Source organism: Vibrio sp. RM-69-4 (assembly GCF_024743775.1).
Lineage (GTDB): Bacteria > Pseudomonadota > Gammaproteobacteria > Enterobacterales > Vibrionaceae > Vibrio > Vibrio anguillarum.
Window position 1 is genome coordinate 20,416 of sequence record NZ_JAMQXI010000022.1, and the last position, 15,412, is coordinate 35,827.

At 46.1% G+C, this 15,412-nt stretch carries 12 protein-coding genes; 8 read left to right on the top strand and 4 right to left on the bottom strand.

Annotated elements, in window-relative coordinates; all coding sequences use genetic code 11:
* Positions 1-187 precede the first annotated feature (187 nt).
* The gene (locus tag NB504_RS02615; RefSeq protein WP_088729755.1) at positions 188-1,105 is read right to left on the bottom strand and encodes a GGDEF domain-containing protein; all 918 of its coding nucleotides are present in this window, start codon (positions 1,103-1,105) and stop codon (positions 188-190) included.
* Positions 1,106-1,234: 129 nt separating this feature from the next.
* Complete coding sequence (locus NB504_RS02620; RefSeq protein WP_088729754.1) at positions 1,235-2,134, bottom strand: DMT family transporter; 900 nt, start codon at positions 2,132-2,134, stop codon at positions 1,235-1,237.
* A gap of 99 nt (positions 2,135-2,233) precedes the next feature.
* Here NB504_RS02620 and NB504_RS02625 point away from each other — a divergent pair, with 99 nt between their 5' ends.
* Positions 2,234-3,022 (top strand): helix-turn-helix domain-containing protein, encoded by a 789-nt coding sequence (locus NB504_RS02625; protein ID WP_026028665.1) that lies wholly within the window; start codon positions 2,234-2,236, stop codon positions 3,020-3,022.
* A gap of 132 nt (positions 3,023-3,154) precedes the next feature.
* Here NB504_RS02625 and NB504_RS02630 read toward each other — a convergent pair whose 3' ends face one another.
* Positions 3,155-4,066 carry a M14 family metallocarboxypeptidase gene (locus tag NB504_RS02630; protein WP_176429466.1) on the bottom strand — a complete coding sequence of 304 codons (912 nt, stop codon included), beginning with the start codon at positions 4,064-4,066 and terminating at the stop codon, positions 3,155-3,157.
* Positions 4,067-4,347: 281 nt separating this feature from the next.
* On the opposite strand from NB504_RS02630, the gene NB504_RS02635 reads away from it, so the two are divergent.
* The 3 genes from NB504_RS02635 (at position 4,348) to rlmC (ending at position 7,967) form a co-directional block, all read left to right on the top strand.
* A complete protein-coding gene (locus tag NB504_RS02635; RefSeq protein ID WP_094149319.1) occupies positions 4,348-5,676 on the top strand; it encodes an HD-GYP domain-containing protein in 1,329 nt (442 codons plus the stop codon).
* 142 nt (positions 5,677-5,818) lie between these two features.
* Entirely contained in the window at positions 5,819-6,730 is a 912-nt protein-coding gene (locus NB504_RS02640; RefSeq protein WP_258428201.1) for a DUF808 domain-containing protein, read from the top strand.
* A gap of 88 nt (positions 6,731-6,818) precedes the next feature.
* On the top strand, positions 6,819-7,967 hold the full coding sequence (gene rlmC / locus NB504_RS02645) for a 23S rRNA (uracil(747)-C(5))-methyltransferase RlmC (RefSeq protein WP_170889381.1): 1,149 nt from the start codon (positions 6,819-6,821) through the stop codon (positions 7,965-7,967).
* A gap of 73 nt (positions 7,968-8,040) precedes the next feature.
* Here rlmC and pyrC read toward each other — a convergent pair whose 3' ends face one another.
* Positions 8,041-9,069 (bottom strand): dihydroorotase, encoded by a 1,029-nt coding sequence (gene pyrC, locus NB504_RS02650; protein ID WP_170889382.1) that lies wholly within the window; start codon positions 9,067-9,069, stop codon positions 8,041-8,043.
* A 208-nt stretch (positions 9,070-9,277) separates the two neighbouring features.
* Here pyrC and NB504_RS02655 point away from each other — a divergent pair, with 208 nt between their 5' ends.
* The 4 genes from NB504_RS02655 to NB504_RS02670 all read left to right on the top strand — a co-directional run bounded on the left by NB504_RS02655 (position 9,278) and on the right by NB504_RS02670 (position 15,411).
* Entirely contained in the window at positions 9,278-11,095 is a 1,818-nt protein-coding gene (locus NB504_RS02655; protein WP_258428202.1) for a hybrid-cluster NAD(P)-dependent oxidoreductase, read from the top strand.
* 587 nt (positions 11,096-11,682) lie between these two features.
* On the top strand, positions 11,683-12,891 hold the full coding sequence (locus NB504_RS02660) for a NupC/NupG family nucleoside CNT transporter (protein ID WP_013868046.1): 1,209 nt from the start codon (positions 11,683-11,685) through the stop codon (positions 12,889-12,891).
* Positions 12,892-13,089: 198 nt separating this feature from the next.
* Positions 13,090-14,322, top strand: coding sequence for a peptidase T (pepT, locus tag NB504_RS02665; protein ID WP_258428203.1), 1,233 nt, complete (start codon positions 13,090-13,092; stop codon positions 14,320-14,322).
* Between the two features lie 210 nt (positions 14,323-14,532).
* The gene (locus tag NB504_RS02670; RefSeq protein WP_170894879.1) at positions 14,533-15,411 is read left to right on the top strand and encodes a mechanosensitive ion channel family protein; all 879 of its coding nucleotides are present in this window, start codon (positions 14,533-14,535) and stop codon (positions 15,409-15,411) included.
* Position 15,412 lies beyond the last annotated feature (1 nt).

The window sequence follows — 15,412 nt, forward strand, 5'->3', positions numbered from 1 at the left end:
CCTTATTCATTGAAGCTTAAATAGGTCAATACCTTGAATGCTTACTGTGCGTAAGGCACTACGACTTTGTGAGTGTACGGTTTAATCGACCAAATTCAATCATTAGTGAATGGGATACGCGAGAATTTGCTCGTTTTAAGTGATAATTCACATTAAACGAACATTATAGGCTCTTTATGGAACATAGTTATGTTTCTTGGAATGTGGCACATTGATTCCGTCCAGCGAGCTTGGCTTTATAAAGTGCTTTGTCTGAGCGGCGATAAATTTCGAAAAAATCGGCATCGTTGCTCACAATTTCAGAGATACCGCAACTGATACTAAAGTGTGCGCCGTTGTCAAAAAATGCGTATGCATAAAATTCTTTACGTAAACGATCTGCCATTTGAAAGGCCTCATGCGCATTGGCCTTATGCAGAACAATCAGAAACTCTTCACCACCAATTCTGCCGCAGGCGTCGCCATGGCGTGTGTGCTTTCTCGCCATCTCTGCTAACTGCCAAATCACATCATCTCCTCGCTGGTGGCCATAGGTGTCGTTTACTAACTTGAAGTTGTCGATATCAATGGCAATACAACTTATCGGATAATGATCACGCTGAGCCAACGTAAATTCATTGCATGCTTCCCGCCACAGCTTGCGGCGATTGTAGAGCTGCGTTAAGTCATCGGTATTGGCCAGAGTGTGAAGCTGTTCTCGTAATTCGACAATATCGGTAATCTCAGTAGACACACCGATAAGGCCAATCACTTCACCGGTTTGTGTACTTAGAATCGGTTTCTTTATTGCGCGGTAGACGCGTACTTTGGCATCAAATTTTGCTTGCGCACGTTCTTCACTGGTGAAGGGCTGCTTGGTATCAAATACCATTTTATCGCTGTGTAAAATATCGGCGAGTAGGTCATCTTGAAAAAAATCGTGATCAGTTTTGCCTTTGAGTTCTTCCAAAGTTGTGCCGAACAGTTTTAGTGTTAGCTGATTTGCATACAGATACTCACCTTGACGGTTTTTTACGAACACGTATGAACCGAGCTCGTTTAAAACAAGCTCATGCAAGGCAAACAAATTATTGCTATACACATCTTCTATGTTATCAAGAATCATTATCTGGCCACCAAATTTGCTAGGTTGCCTAACTGATCTGACGTAAAGGATCCCTCAATACATTTCATTTTTGTTTATTTTTATTCTTCTTCCATAAACATAGCTCGAATCGATGCTATATGCTCAATTTTATGGTTGTATTACGCCCTCGATAGCTGTTGTACGGCTTTTTGTCAGTTTTATTTGGGATAAAATAACCCCGGAAATTACCATCGTTCCACCTAAAAGATGGTAGTTTTGCACTGTTTCACCTAACAGGGTTGTGGCAAGCGAAACCGCCACTACAGGTAACAAATTCATAAACATCGCACTAGAGTCTGCACCAATTAAATCGATCGCTTTTACCCACATCCACGGAGCCAACAAGGATGCAGCGACGGAAGCGTAAGCGATTAGGGGCAGTGAGCCTTCCGTGGGTAGGAGATGTTCACTGGTCAACCATAATGGTGTCAGCATTAAGACAGCAAACAACCCTTGCATATAAATAAGCGTCCAATTGCTTAGCGGCATTTTCCACCGTTTAAGTAACACACAATAAAGTGCGTAAACGGTTGCAGCCACCACCATTAATGCATCGCCATGTGTAATATCTTGATGCAAGAAGAAGCTCATATCGCCTTGACCTAGCATAAAAGCAAGCCCTGCGAGAGAGAGGACTCCTCCGACAACACTCAAAGCTGAAATGCGCTTATGGAGCAGAGGAACGCTGATGAACACACTGAGCAGTGGTACCAGCGAAGTGATCAACGACATATTTGATGCAGTAGTCGTTAGCCCTGCGTAATAGCCAAGAGACTGATTCAGTACCATGCCTAACATGGCTAAAAAAGCCAGTTTAGTTAAATGGGGCTTGATGATTACCCACTGGCGGATCACGGTGGGTAAGCAAAAGGGGGTTAGCAACAGCATCGCGACAAACCAGCGATAAAAACTCATCGCACTTGGTTCAATGGTTTCTGCGGCGAGCTTGTTGATGATAGAGTTACCACCCCAAATTAGAACCGTGAATAGTGGAAGAAGATATACCATGTGAGCCTCGTCGCAAATTGTGCTGTGAAGTATAGTGTGGCAGGTCTCTATAATTATATATATCTCCAAAACGACATTGCGAGCGATAGGAAGACAAGTTTGAAAAAAGCGCCCAGAAATCTTCACCCTTCACTATCGATTGACAGTGCGCCATCGGATGTCTTTATGAATTTCGATGCGTTTTTGTCAAACACAGAAACGCGAACTCATAGCCATCCATGGGGACAAGTGCAGCTAATTTCCGGCGGGATTTTGGAAATGGAAGCGCAAGAAACGCGATTTCTCGCACCGCCTCACCTAGCGATTTGGGTTCCTGCGGGGGTGAAACACTGCAGCTATAATCGTAAGCCAATTGAATATTGTTCGCTCAATATTGATCGGGCTCTCACCCATGGTTTTCCCAAGCACACCAGTTTGATAAAAGTGACGCCCATCGTTTCTGCCATCATTGAGGATTTTCGATCGCGTGAAATCAGTGTGGCTCAAAACGCGCAAGATAAACGTTTAGTTCAAGTATTGCTCGATCAATTGGCAACGCAAGAAACGCAGCATCATTTTTTGCCTTCCACTAATCACAAATATTTAGCCCCGATTTTAGCGGCGGTAGAAGAAAACCCGACCGATGATACGACATTGGCTTTGTGGGCTGAAAAAGTACATACCACAGAGCGAACATTAGCGCGGCATTGCCAAACGGAACTAGGGATGAGTTTTACCGAATGGCGATTAAGAGTACGCTATCTCTATTCCATGGATTTACTGCGCACAGGGCATTCAGTGAAAGAGGTAGCATTAACTCTTGGCTACAACCAAGCCAGTCCTTTTATTACCATGTTTAAAAAATACTCCGGCCAAACGCCGGAACAGTATAAAAATCGCTTGTTATAATATTGCTTAAGCGTATGTAGGCACTTCATCCTGATCAAACTATAAAGAAGTGCCTTAGACTTAATTTGGTAATTTTTTACAACGTCTATTACTCATGAATCCATGACATAGGGTGTTTGGTGTTTTATCGTTTTAGCGGCACACGTAGTCCAAAGCGCCAACAATGGCAGCCACTTGTGCGTCATTACACTCTTGCGCTGTGACTTTTGGGCTATCTGGGTACACTTCGGTGGTGGTGCCGAAGTAGCAATTTGTGATGCCACCGCATAACCCTAACGCTTTCATGGGGTAGTTGATCACCCCTTCTTGAGTGATGGGAGAGCCGATGATCTCGCCTTTACTGTCGGCTGGTGCAATGTGCGTGACTTTGCGTACCGATTCAATAATGGCTGCTTGGAATTCTGGCTGCGGATTTTCCGTATCGCCGACAGTATAAAACCCATCGGGAATTGTATCGGCTTCATATCCAATGCCATCGCGCGCTGCTAGTGCAGGGCGAAACTCGCTTTCATCACTGTCTGTAGTTTCATGTAAATCAATATGCACCAACACGTCACCTAAGCTTGCGACCCAGCGCATTAAGCTTGCCGACTCTTCGGCTGGGCTATTGGCGTAAAATGAGCGATTAGGGTCAAGCGCTGATGGGTTCCAACGATTGATCGTTTCATAGCCCCAAGGGCTTACGCACGGGGCAACGGCAATGTTGAAATGAGATTGATACTGCTGTGCTTGAGTCGCTAAAAACTGCAACGCGCCGTGCACTCCGCTGGTTTCGTAACCGTGTACGCCACCTGTGATCAACACCGTTGGTTTGTCAGGGTTCCATGAGCGACTTTTTAAGGCAAATAATGGGTAGCGATCTTTGTCTATTGATAGTGCACCGTATTGCTCTACCTCAAAATCCGTTGCCAAAGCGTTAATCTTCGGCACGACTTCTTGCTGATATTCTCGTTTAATCGTCGTTTGCGCGAGCCACGCTTCGCGTTCTGCTGCTTGCCAAGGTGTGCCTGGCGTACCGATAGGATAAGTATAAACAGAGTACATGAGGGTTCCTTTCTGACTAGTTGCCCACAGAGTAAGAGGTGTGAGTGTCAAGAGCAATCAAAAATACCAAGCTGGATTTACCACAGCCCGTTAACAGGGTTCATTACCTCAACCTGTTTTTGGGGCAATGCAGGTTTGTTAGAGCAAGGAAATAGTCCAACTCTGGCCTGATAACTGAGGTAAATCATTGGCTAAACCGAACGGTCACATCTAAACTGCAACCAGACCAATGCAATTGAGTGAGAACACGATTGGAGAATAGTTTCCCCCTTTCTGAACTAATGATTTCGCTAACGACCGCCTTAGACATGACGGAAGGCCAACCACCGGAGCACTGCATTCGTTGTTGCTGGGTTGGTATGCATATTGGCATGCAATTAGAGCTCGATCAGGCTGAGCTGCATGATCTGTTTTTTACCTTGCTATTGAAAGATGCGGGCTGCAGTAGCAACGCCGCGCGAATTTGCGAGTTGTATGCCACTGATGATCTCGCTTTCAAACGGCGTTATAAAACCGTCGGAACCAGTCTATCGAGTGTGATTAACTTTATCGTCAAAAATACCGGTTCAGAGCAGAGCTGGGCAGAACGTATTTTAACTACCATCGACATTTTGAAAAATGGTAATGATTATGCACAAGAGCTTATTCAAACTCGTTGTACTCGTGGGGCTGATGTGGCGCGAGAGTTGCGATTTAGCGAAGTCGTCGCGCAGGGGATCCACTCACTGGATGAACATTGGAATGGTCAAGGGCGTCCTCAACAGCTAAAAGGTGAAGCCATCCCCCTTTTCTCGCGGATTGCGTTATTAGCTCAAGTGTTTGACGTTTTTCAAATGGAACATGATTTGGACGAAGCAATACGCGAGGTTACAGAGCGTAGTGGTGTATGGTTTGACCCACAATTGGTTGAGATTATTGAGCAGTTGGTGGATAACCCGCACTTTGTGGCTAGCCTCAAAGCCCCTGATATCAGCCAACGAGTGATGCATTTACCACCGGCACAAGCGCATCAGCCTTTGGATGAAGCGTATTTAGACTGTATCGTCACGGCATTTGGCAAGATTGTTGATGCAAAAAGCCCCTATACCGCAGGGCACAGTGAACGAGTGGCTGTGTATACTGATTTAATCGCACGACAATTAGCCATTTCGGAAACTGATCGATCTTGGTTGAGACGCGCGGCATTACTGCACGACATTGGTAAGTTAGGGGTCAGTAATGCCATTTTAGATAAACCCGGTAAGTTAGACGATATGGAGTGGAAAGCCGTTCAGGCGCATGCCGCGTTTACTGAACAAATCTTGCGGAAATTATCGCCCTTTAAGACGTTGGCACGTATGGCAGGGGCGCATCATGAGAAACTCGATGGTACTGGCTATCCGCGTGGTGTAAACGGTGATGAGATCAGCGTGATGACTCGAATCATCACGACGGCCGATATTTTTGATGCTCTCAGCGCGGAACGTCCTTATCGCTCCGCGATGCCAATTGATAAAGCACTTTTGATCATGCAAGAGAATCTACATACTGCCATTGATCCTGACTGCTTCGCCGCGTTACAGAGCGCTCTGGCTCAATTGCCAGCCGAATATACTCAGTCACTGAGCTAGTGTTCTTTACTGCTTTACTGCTTTGCTACTTGAAGCGTCAGCACTGTTGGTGGGATTCTTATCGCTGTGTTTCCCTTCATCAGCGCTTGGTGTTACATTTTGTCACGCTTTGAATAATGAAAATGAATAAGAGAGAATTTGCATGGCAGGCGCGAGCTTACTTACCCTTCTTGATGATATTGCAACCGTGCTCGATGATGTGGCGTTGATGTCAAAAATGGCCGCGAAAAAAACGGCAGGCGTATTGGGGGATGACTTGGCGCTCAATGCTCAGCAGGTGTCTGGTGTTGCCGCTGAACGAGAGATCCCAGTGGTGTGGGCAGTGGCTAAAGGCTCATTTCGCAACAAATTAATTTTGGTTCCCGCTGCCTTGCTGATGAGCTCATTAGCCCCTTGGTTGATAATGCCGCTCTTGTTAGTCGGTGGACTTTTTCTCTGCTTTGAAGGGGCAGAAAAAATCTTAGAAAAAGTGTTTCATACCAGCCATCACAGCACCGCTGACGCGGATGAGCGCATGCTCACTGACGTATCGATTGATGACTATGAAAAACGTAAAGTCGCTGGGGCGATTCGGACCGATTTTATTTTATCGGCCGAGATCATCGTGATTGCGTTGGGGACAGTGCAAGGCCATAGCATAGTGACACAAATTTTGGTGGTGAGTTTGATTGCAGTGGTCATGACCATCGGCGTTTATGGTTTGGTGGCAGGCATTGTGAAATTGGACGATTTAGGTTTCTACCTAGAGCGCACTTCAGATGGCGCAGGGCTGCGTGCTCGCTTTGGTAAAGGGTTGATCAGTTTCGCGCCTAAGCTCATGAAAGCATTAACTGTAGTGGGTACCGCCGCGATGTTTTTAGTAGGCGGTGGCATTGTGGTGCACAACGTCCCTTTTATTCACCACGTGCTTGAACCTGTGATTGCAGCCGTTGCTGAACTCTCTTTATTAACAGTAGTGATGCCAACCTTGTTTAATGGTTTCGTTGGCTTACTCGCCGGGCTGGCTGTGGTTGCAGTGTGGGGGATGGTGAGTAAATTGAAACCGTCCCATTAATTTTTTTTATGGTGATGATAATCATATTGAATGGTGATTTACCCGCAGACGAATAGACTAGCGCTTTTCGTTTTTGGCAGTTCCCATTATGCAGTGTGCGTTTTTTGATCAACAGCTGTGCCGTTCTTGTACTCATTGCGCGGTTTCTTATTCAGAGCAGGTGAAGCGCAAAGATTTGGCACTAAAAGCGCTGTTTTCAACGCAGATGCCACAGCAGTGGCTAGAACCTGTCATAAGTGAAGAGACGGGTTTTCGTAACAAAGCGAAAATGGTGGCTCTTGGCGCGGCTCATGCACCGATCTTGGGTGTTGAATCCATGGTTGATGGGCAATCAACGCCCGTGTCGTTAGTGCAATGTGCTCTCTACCCACAAGAGACACAAGCGCTATTAACTTATCTACAAGATTGGATCCGTAGCTCGGGTATTCCTCCCTATAATAAAGCGAAGAAGAAAGGCGAACTCAAATACATATTGCTCACACGCAGCGAATATTCAGGTGAGTTTATGCTGCGTTTCGTACTGAGAAGCCGCGAAGCTTTAGGCCGAGTTGAGCAAAACCTCGCGCGGCTTCAGGCGCAGTTTCCAACCATTCGCGTCGTCTCAGTTAACCTTCAACCCATCCACATGGCGCGCCTGGAAGGTGAAGAAGAGATTTTTTTAACCGAGTGTGAGTATTTGATTGAGCAGTTTAATCAGGTACCTATGGTTATCCGCCCGAAAAGTTTTTTCCAAACCAACCCGCATGTAGCGAAGCAGTTGTACGCGGCGGCGCGTGATTGGGTGAGAGAGATAAACCCAAGTCATATGTGGGATCTGTTTTGTGGCGTGGGCGGTTTTGCCCTACATTGTGCCAGCTCAACCACGGCAGTCACAGGAATTGAAATTGAACCAGAAGCGATTGCCAGTGCTAAACGCTCTGCCAAGACGATGGGCATTACCAATTTAGACTTTGCTGCGCTGGATTCTGCCCAATTCTCACAGGCTCAATCAATCGCGCCTGAGCTGGTGCTAGTCAACCCTCCGCGTCGTGGTTTAGGAGCTGAATTAGTTGAGCGATTGGTGGCTTTATCACCCAAACACATCATTTACTCAAGCTGTAACCCGCAAACGCTAATCACTGATATGCAAGGTATGTTGGGCTACTTACCCAAAAAACTGCAATGGTTTGATATGTTTCCACATACCGATCATAGCGAAGTGATGGTGCTGTTAGAGCGTCAGCCTAAGCTGAGATAAGCGCTGTGTGGTGCAAAAATGATAATGATAAAGAGAGGGAAGCCGCGGCTTCCCTTTTTGATGCATTAATGAGCTATTTTACTGCCCACGCGACCGTTTCACCGGCGCGGATCGGCACCACAATATCTGAGCCAAATGGCATACTTTCAGCAACTGGCCACTCTTCTTTGACCAAAGTAACGGTGTCGTTATTACGGGGTAGGCCGTAAAAATCAGGGCCATTGTGACTGGCAAACGCTTCAAGGTTGCCAATTTTACCAACTTGCTCAAACACCTCTGCGTATAACTCTAAGGCTGCGTGCGCTGTGTACGATCCAGCGCAGCCGCAAGCGGCTTCTTTTTTGCCTTTGGCATGAGGCGCAGAATCAGTACCCAAGAAAAATTTCTTATTGCCCGATGTCGCTGCCTGAATCAGCGCAAGCTGGTGGGTGTTGCGCTTAAGGATTGGCAAACAGTAAAAATGAGGGCGAATACCACCAGCAAGCATGTGATTGCGGTTATAAAGTAGATGATGCGCCGTGATCGTTGCCGCTACATTCTGGTTCGCATTTTGTACAAACTCGGCAGCATCGGCGGTGGTGATGTGTTCTAACACTATTTTCAGATTTGGGAAATCATTAACAATAGGAGCAAGCACTGTATCGAGGAAGGCTTTTTCTCGGTCAAAAATATCCACATCGTGAGCGGTTACTTCGCCATGAATCAGCAGCAGCATGCCAACGTCTTGCATCGCTTCTAATACTGGGTAAATATTTTGAGCGCAGGTTACGCCAGAATCTGAATTGGTGGTCGCCCCAGCCGGATAAAGTTTGGCTGCCACGACAGCGCCAGAAGCTTTGGCTTTGCGGATCTCATCAGGTGTCGTGTTATCGGTGAGATAAAGCGCCATGAGTGGCTTGAAAGAATCACGTGGTTTTTGCGCCATGATGCGCTTTTGGTACGCTAATGCTAATTCTGTGGTGGTGATCGGCGGGACCGTATTGGGCATGATCAGTGCGCGGCCGTTGTAGCGACTGATGTCTCGTACTGTATCGGCCAACACATCACCATCACGTAAGTGAACATGCCAGTCGTCTGGACGAGTAATCGTTAATGTTTTCATTGGTTGCTCCCACCGGAAAATAAATTGATTGGAGCTTAAACGGGCTTCGCTTTTAATGTGCGCGCAATCGCTTACGTTTAAGCGACAGGATGATAGAGGAAACAGGGGTGAATTTCATCCTTTTATTTTCCATAGGGTTAGCCAGCTTTGGCGATTTCCATTATCATCGCGTTATAAAAATACCTTCAAAAAAGCATAAGGATAGGCCATGTCGTCAGCTCAACTCTCACAAATTAACGTTTACCCAGTCAAATCGATAGGTGGCCTCTCGCAGTCCACCGCTTGGGTTGAAAAACAGGGGCTGGCTTTTGATCGGCGCTTTATGATCGCGTTAGCTGATGGTTCAATGGTCACTGCACGTAAGTATCCAAATATGGTTAAGGTGAATTCAATACTGGTTGCGGATGGTTTGATCTTCACGGCGGCGAACCAATCTCCATTAAAACTGCGTTATGCAGATTTCAAAATGCAACCTTCCCCAGCGCAAGTGTGGGATGACAACTTTACCGCTTACACCACAACCGATGAAGCGGATGATTGGTTTAGCCAAGTGTTAGGCCAGCGTGTTGAGTTGCTGTTTACCGGAGAGCAATCAAACCGAATGCGTGAAAAAGTGGGTCACAATGTTAGTTTTGCTGATGGCTATCCAGTGCTGGTCATCAGCCAAGCTTCACTTGATGAACTTAATCGCCGCAGCCCTGAAGTGCACAGCATGGATCAATTTCGTACCAATCTAGTGGTACGAACCGATGAGCCTTTCGCTGAAGACAGCTGGAAGCGGATCCGAATTGGTGAGGTAGAATTTGAAGCGGTAAAACCTTGCGAACGCTGTATTCTCACTACTGTTGATGTGAATAAAGGGGCTTTTCGTCCAACCAAAGAGCCGCTAAGAACCTTGTCACAATTTCGCGCTAACGAAAGAGGTGGGGTGTTTTTTGGGCAAAATTTAGTCGCAAAAAATGAGGGGATGATTCGAGTTGGCGACAGCGTTGAGGTGCTTGAGTACAAAGAGAAAGAGTTTTATCGAGATTTGGGCATGAGTCACCATGTGATGACCTGTGTTGAGCGTGAAGCGATTGCGCGTGATTTTGTCACGTTCTGGCTAGAGCCGAAAAAGGGTGAAATGCCAAATTATCAACCTGGGCAGCACCTACCAATCGAAGTTGTGATCGATGGCGAGAACGTGGCGCGCCGCTACACTTTGTCATCTAGCCCATCGCGCCCGGGTCGGTTAGCGATTTCAGTCAAACGTATTGATGGCGGTAGAGTTTCTAACTGGTTGCTTGATCACTTGCAGGTAGGAAGTACATTGACCACACAATCACCGGATGGCTCGTTTCATCTGTCGACTCAGCACCAACAACCGTTGTTACTGTTGTCGGCTGGAAGTGGCGTGACGCCTATGTTATCGATGTTGCGCTATCTTGCCGATAATCAACAAATTCAAGATGTGGTCTTTTATCATCAATGCCGCAGCGTTGAGGATATTCCTTGCCGTGTTGAACTTGAAGCGCTTAAGCAGCGGCATCCGGGGTTGAAAGTCTTCATTTCTCTGACTCAAGCTTCAGTAGATTGGTTTGGCCTGAAAGGCCGGCTCTCTTTATCTCACCTTAAGCAAATCCAACATGTGACTGCTCGCCAAGTGTTTGTGTGTGGGCCTGATGGTTTTATGCAGAAAGCAAAAAGCTTATTGTTGAAAAAAGGGCTTGCGGAAGAATCTTACCACCAAGAAGCATTTGGTGTGGCGCACACCGTCGCAGCTGAGCTGAAAACGTTACAACTGAGCGTCAATGGCCATGTATTTGAGGGTAATAACCAAACGACCTTATTAGATCAAGCCGAAGCCGCTGGCATTGCGATTGCCAACAGTTGCCGAGCAGGGTTTTGTGGCGCGTGCAAGGTGACTGTGCAGTCGGGCAAAGTGCATCAACCTGACGTGCCAGCACTGCCTGAGCATGAACGTCATCTTGGTTTCGCTTTAGCGTGTTGTTGTATTCCTGAAACCGATATTGAGGTTGTAAACTAGTTTTCGCCTCACGCTGTTGCACTACAGTGACTTTGTCCAATAAAAATGCCTCTTGGGTCAGTGTTGACCGCAAGAGGCGTGACGTTGCTAGTGATTTTTATTCGAAACCGTTTCAGTCTCTTCAAAGTGACTCTCTTAAAGCTAGTTGGCAAAGTGCAGAAATACCAATTATTCGTTTTTATATAGTTAAATTAGTTTAAATTTGTGATGAAAATTCCATATTTTTTTTGTTTGTTTTCCATCCAATCTTGCCTGTGTTTGATGTTTTTTTAGAATAACTGTCGAATAAATGAGCGCTTGAACGTTTGCGTAAAAATATGTGATGAAACTCTCATTTTGTTCGCTATACTTTCCGCCCGGTTATGAGCCGGTGCTCAACCCATACAAGCCGTCACACGGAAATGTGAATGACCCCAAGGACTGGACCAGCTAAGTTCCTCTGCTTGTATAAGGTGATCTTAGATGAACAATATGTTCGCATACCCCTCTTTTTGTCACGCTTTTGTTGTACAAAAGGACAATGATTCCTCCTTTGCCAAGTTTTTTGGTTCTACCCTTATTTCCAAATTTCAAACTAGGTAAATACAATGAATATTCTTTTTGGCCTCGTCGGCATTTTAGCGCTGATCGCTTGCGCCTACCTGCTCTCTGAAAATCGATCTTTCATCAATTGGAAAACCGTATCACGTGCTTTATTGCTGCAAGTTGGTTTTGCCGCGCTGGTGCTCTACTTCCCATGGGGACAAAGCGCACTAGCCAGCATCAGCGGCGGTGTGTCGAGTTTGCTGGGTTTCGCCGATGCAGGAATCCGCTTTCTATTCGGTGATTTAGCCGATTCCGGATTTATTTTTGCTGTTCGTGTTCTGCCTATCATCATTTTCTTCAGCGCTCTTATCTCTGCCCTTTATTACCTTGGTATCATGCAAAAAGTCATCGAGTTTATCGGTGGTGGTATTCAAAAATTTTTAGGTACGAGCAAAGCAGAATCTCTGGTTGCTACGGGTAACATTTTCCTTTCACAAGGTGAATCACCACTGCTTGTGCGTCCCTTTTTGTCGCGCATGACACGTTCAGAACTGTTTGCTGTCATGGCCGGAGGCATGGCCTCTGTCGCAGGTAGCGTGTTGGGTGGCTATGCCGGTCTAGGTGTTGAGCTTAAATACCTTATTGCAGCCAGTTTTATGGCGGCACCCGGCAGTTTGATGATGGCAAAAATCATCGTACCAGAGCGCGATGTTCCACTTGATCAAACCAATATTGAGATGGATAAAGCGCAAGAAAGTAATGTGATTGACGCACTGGCGAGCGGGGCGATGAATGGCATGAAAGTGGCGGTGGCCGTCGGTACAATGCTGGTTGCATTTGTGAGCGTGATTGCGATGGTTAACACTGGGCTTGAAAGTTTCGGTGAGTTATTGGGTTTGAACGGCATTACCTTACAACTGCTGTTCGGTTATCTATTTTCACCACTGGCTTGGCTGATTGGTGTACCAAGCCATGAAGTCTTGATGGCGGGCTCTTACATTGGGCAAAAAGTGGTTATGAACGAATTTGTGGCTTTCATTGATTTTGTTGACCACAAAGCGCTGTTATCGGAACACACCCAAGTTATTATTACTTTTGCTCTGTGCGGCTTTGCCAATATTGGTTCTATCGCGATCCAATTAGGCTCTATCGGGGTTATCGCTCCTGAACGCCGTGCAGAAGTCGCGAATTTAGGTATTAAAGCGGTGATTGCAGGTACGCTAGCTAACTTAATGAGTGCATGTCTAGCGGGCATTTTCATTCTGCTTTAAACGCCCTGTTTGCTTCTCTCAATGCTCACTGCGGTGGGCATTTTTGATCCCTTTTTTGAATGATTGACACCTCAGTAATTGCTGAAAAGCTGATTTATAGCAAATTCCGTTTCTGATGAGCGCGTAGTATAGCTTGCAATTAACTGCGTATCCCAACATAGGCGATACGCTGACATGCTAACTTATTGAGTGCTTGCTATGGAAAATCTTGTTGAACGCTTTTTGCGTTATGTCTCTTTTGATACTCAATCTCACCCTGCCAGCCGCCGTTGCCCGAGTTCCGTAGGGCAAATGACGTTTGCCCATACACTGCATGAAGAATTAATCGCATTAGGCTTAACCGATGCTACGGTTGATGAACACGGCTATGTTATGGCGAAGTTGCAATCGAATGTTGATTACCCTGTTCCTGCGATTGGTTTTATTGCACATATGGATACCGCGCCAGACGCGTCAGGCAAACACGTTAAGCCGCAAATTGTGGAGAATTATCAAGGCGGAGACATTGCTTTAGGTAAAGGGGATGAGGTGCTGTCACCTGTTCAATACCCGGATTTGCATCAACTGCATGGTTACAATCTGATCACGACTGACGGCACCACACTGCTTGGTGCCGATAATAAGGCAGGCATCGCTGAAATTATGACGGCCATTGAGAGGTTAATTGCCGACCCAAGCATCGCACATGGTGATATTTGTATCGGTTTCACTCCCGATGAAGAGATCGGCCGGGGCGCGGACTTATTTGATGTGGAGAAGTTTGGCGCACAGTGGGCTTATACCATTGATGGTGGCCCGGTGGGTGAGTTGGAGTATGAGAATTTCAATGCGGCGAGCGCCGATGTTATTTGCTATGGCGTGAATGTTCACCCTGGGACCGCGAAAGATAAAATGGTGAATGCCATCAACATCGCCGCACAATTTCAGCTTATGATGCCAGCCGATCAAACCCCAGAGACCACGCAGGGCTATCAAGGCTTTTACCATTTAAAATCCGCAGAGATGAGTGTGGCTCGCTCAACCTTGGGTTACATTATTAGAGACTTTGAACGAGAAGGCTTGGAAGCTCGTAAAGCGTTTATGCAGCAGCAAGTGGACCAGTTAAATGCCCGTCTTGAGAAAGGACGAGTTGAGTTGGTTGTGACGGACAGCTATTTCAATATGAAAGAGATGGTCGAGCCTCATCCACAAGTCATTGAACTGGCTAAACAAGCCATGATTGCTTGTGATGTTGAACCGCTGATCAAACCTATTCGAGGTGGTACGGATGGTGCGAGGCTCTCATTCATGGGCCTGCCATGCCCTAATATTTTCACTGGCGGTTATAATTTTCATGGTATTCATGAGTTCATTACCATTGAAGGGATGGAACAAGCGGTAAACGTGATTGTAAAACTGGCTGAAAAGACAGCGTTGGCGAATCAACACTGATAACAAACCTTTCCTTTCGCCAATCTCAAAGGGAGTTTCTCTTCCAAAGCTATGACAGGGCGCATAATAATTGCGCCTTATGCCGACGTTAACTATTCACTCAGTTACAATACCTTTCTAAAATTTCTAACACGATCTCAATCTGCTGCTCTCTAGTGGCTTAGATGTGTTGCTGCTCATTATGCATAAAAATAAAAGAAGGGGATTGATATGGAGAAAGTGGTCGCGGTGTGGGACTTTCTTATCACTCATAAATTGGTGTTTAGTATTTTAATCATAACGTTGATTATTTTGACGCGGCGAGTTGTGCTTTCTCAAATTCGTGGCGATGTCGCACTGATTACCGAAAAGCAGCGTAAATGGATGTCACGCACCAAGAATGGCACCTTTGCGTTTACTTTGGTCATCCTCTTCGTATTGTGGCAATCGGAGATCAACGAATTTGCACTGTCAGTGACTGCGATAGCGGTCGCCATTGTAGTCGCATCAAAAGAGATCATCTTGTGTTTTACGGGTTCAATTCAGCGAGCGAGCTCTCGCTCATTTCGTATCGGGGATTGGATTGAAGTCGGAAAACTGAGCGGTGAAGTGATCGAACACAACTTGATGGCAACCGTGATCCAAGAAATCGACTTGAATCATGGTCAATACCACTACACTGGAAAAACCGCGACCTTGCCAAACAGTATGTTCTTCTCGTTTCCGGTAAAAAACCTTAATTTTATGAAGCGTTATGTGTTTCATAACTTTTCGATAGTAGTGCCTGAATTTGTAAATTTGTATCCTTTATTACCGATTATGCATGAAAAGATTGAGAGCCACTTTGCCCACTTTATTGATGTTGCAAGGCGCTATAACAGCATGATTGAAAAACATGCGGGTGTAGATTTACCCAGTGCTGAGCCGCACATTCAGATCAGCAGCGCAGCCGCAGGAGAACAGATCGTGCATTTCATGATTTTTTGCCCAACAGAGCGGGCCAACCATTTAGAGCAACTGATCCGCCAAGACTTTATGCAAGCATATGAAAACGCATTTCCACGCGCTTTAGTTGCAACAGAAGTGCTGCCGAGTAAAGTGGGTAGCTAAC

Coding starts and splice junctions, on each gene's coding strand:
- NB504_RS02615 (WP_088729755.1), bottom strand. CDS start 1,105: ATGATTCTTGATAACATAGAAGATGTGTATAGCAATAATTTGTTTGCC.
- NB504_RS02620 (WP_088729754.1), bottom strand. CDS start 2,134: ATGGTATATCTTCTTCCACTATTCACGGTTCTAATTTGGGGTGGTAAC.
- NB504_RS02630 (WP_176429466.1), bottom strand. CDS start 4,066: ATGTACTCTGTTTATACTTATCCTATCGGTACGCCAGGCACACCTTGG.
- NB504_RS02635 (WP_094149319.1), top strand. CDS start 4,348: ATGATTTCGCTAACGACCGCCTTAGACATGACGGAAGGCCAACCACCG.
- NB504_RS02640 (WP_258428201.1), top strand. CDS start 5,819: ATGGCAGGCGCGAGCTTACTTACCCTTCTTGATGATATTGCAACCGTG.
- rlmC (WP_170889381.1), top strand. CDS start 6,819: ATGCAGTGTGCGTTTTTTGATCAACAGCTGTGCCGTTCTTGTACTCAT.
- pyrC (WP_170889382.1), bottom strand. CDS start 9,069: ATGAAAACATTAACGATTACTCGTCCAGACGACTGGCATGTTCACTTA.
- NB504_RS02655 (WP_258428202.1), top strand. CDS start 9,278: ATGTCGTCAGCTCAACTCTCACAAATTAACGTTTACCCAGTCAAATCG.
- NB504_RS02660 (WP_013868046.1), top strand. CDS start 11,683: ATGAATATTCTTTTTGGCCTCGTCGGCATTTTAGCGCTGATCGCTTGC.
- pepT (WP_258428203.1), top strand. CDS start 13,090: ATGGAAAATCTTGTTGAACGCTTTTTGCGTTATGTCTCTTTTGATACT.
- NB504_RS02670 (WP_170894879.1), top strand. CDS start 14,533: ATGGAGAAAGTGGTCGCGGTGTGGGACTTTCTTATCACTCATAAATTG.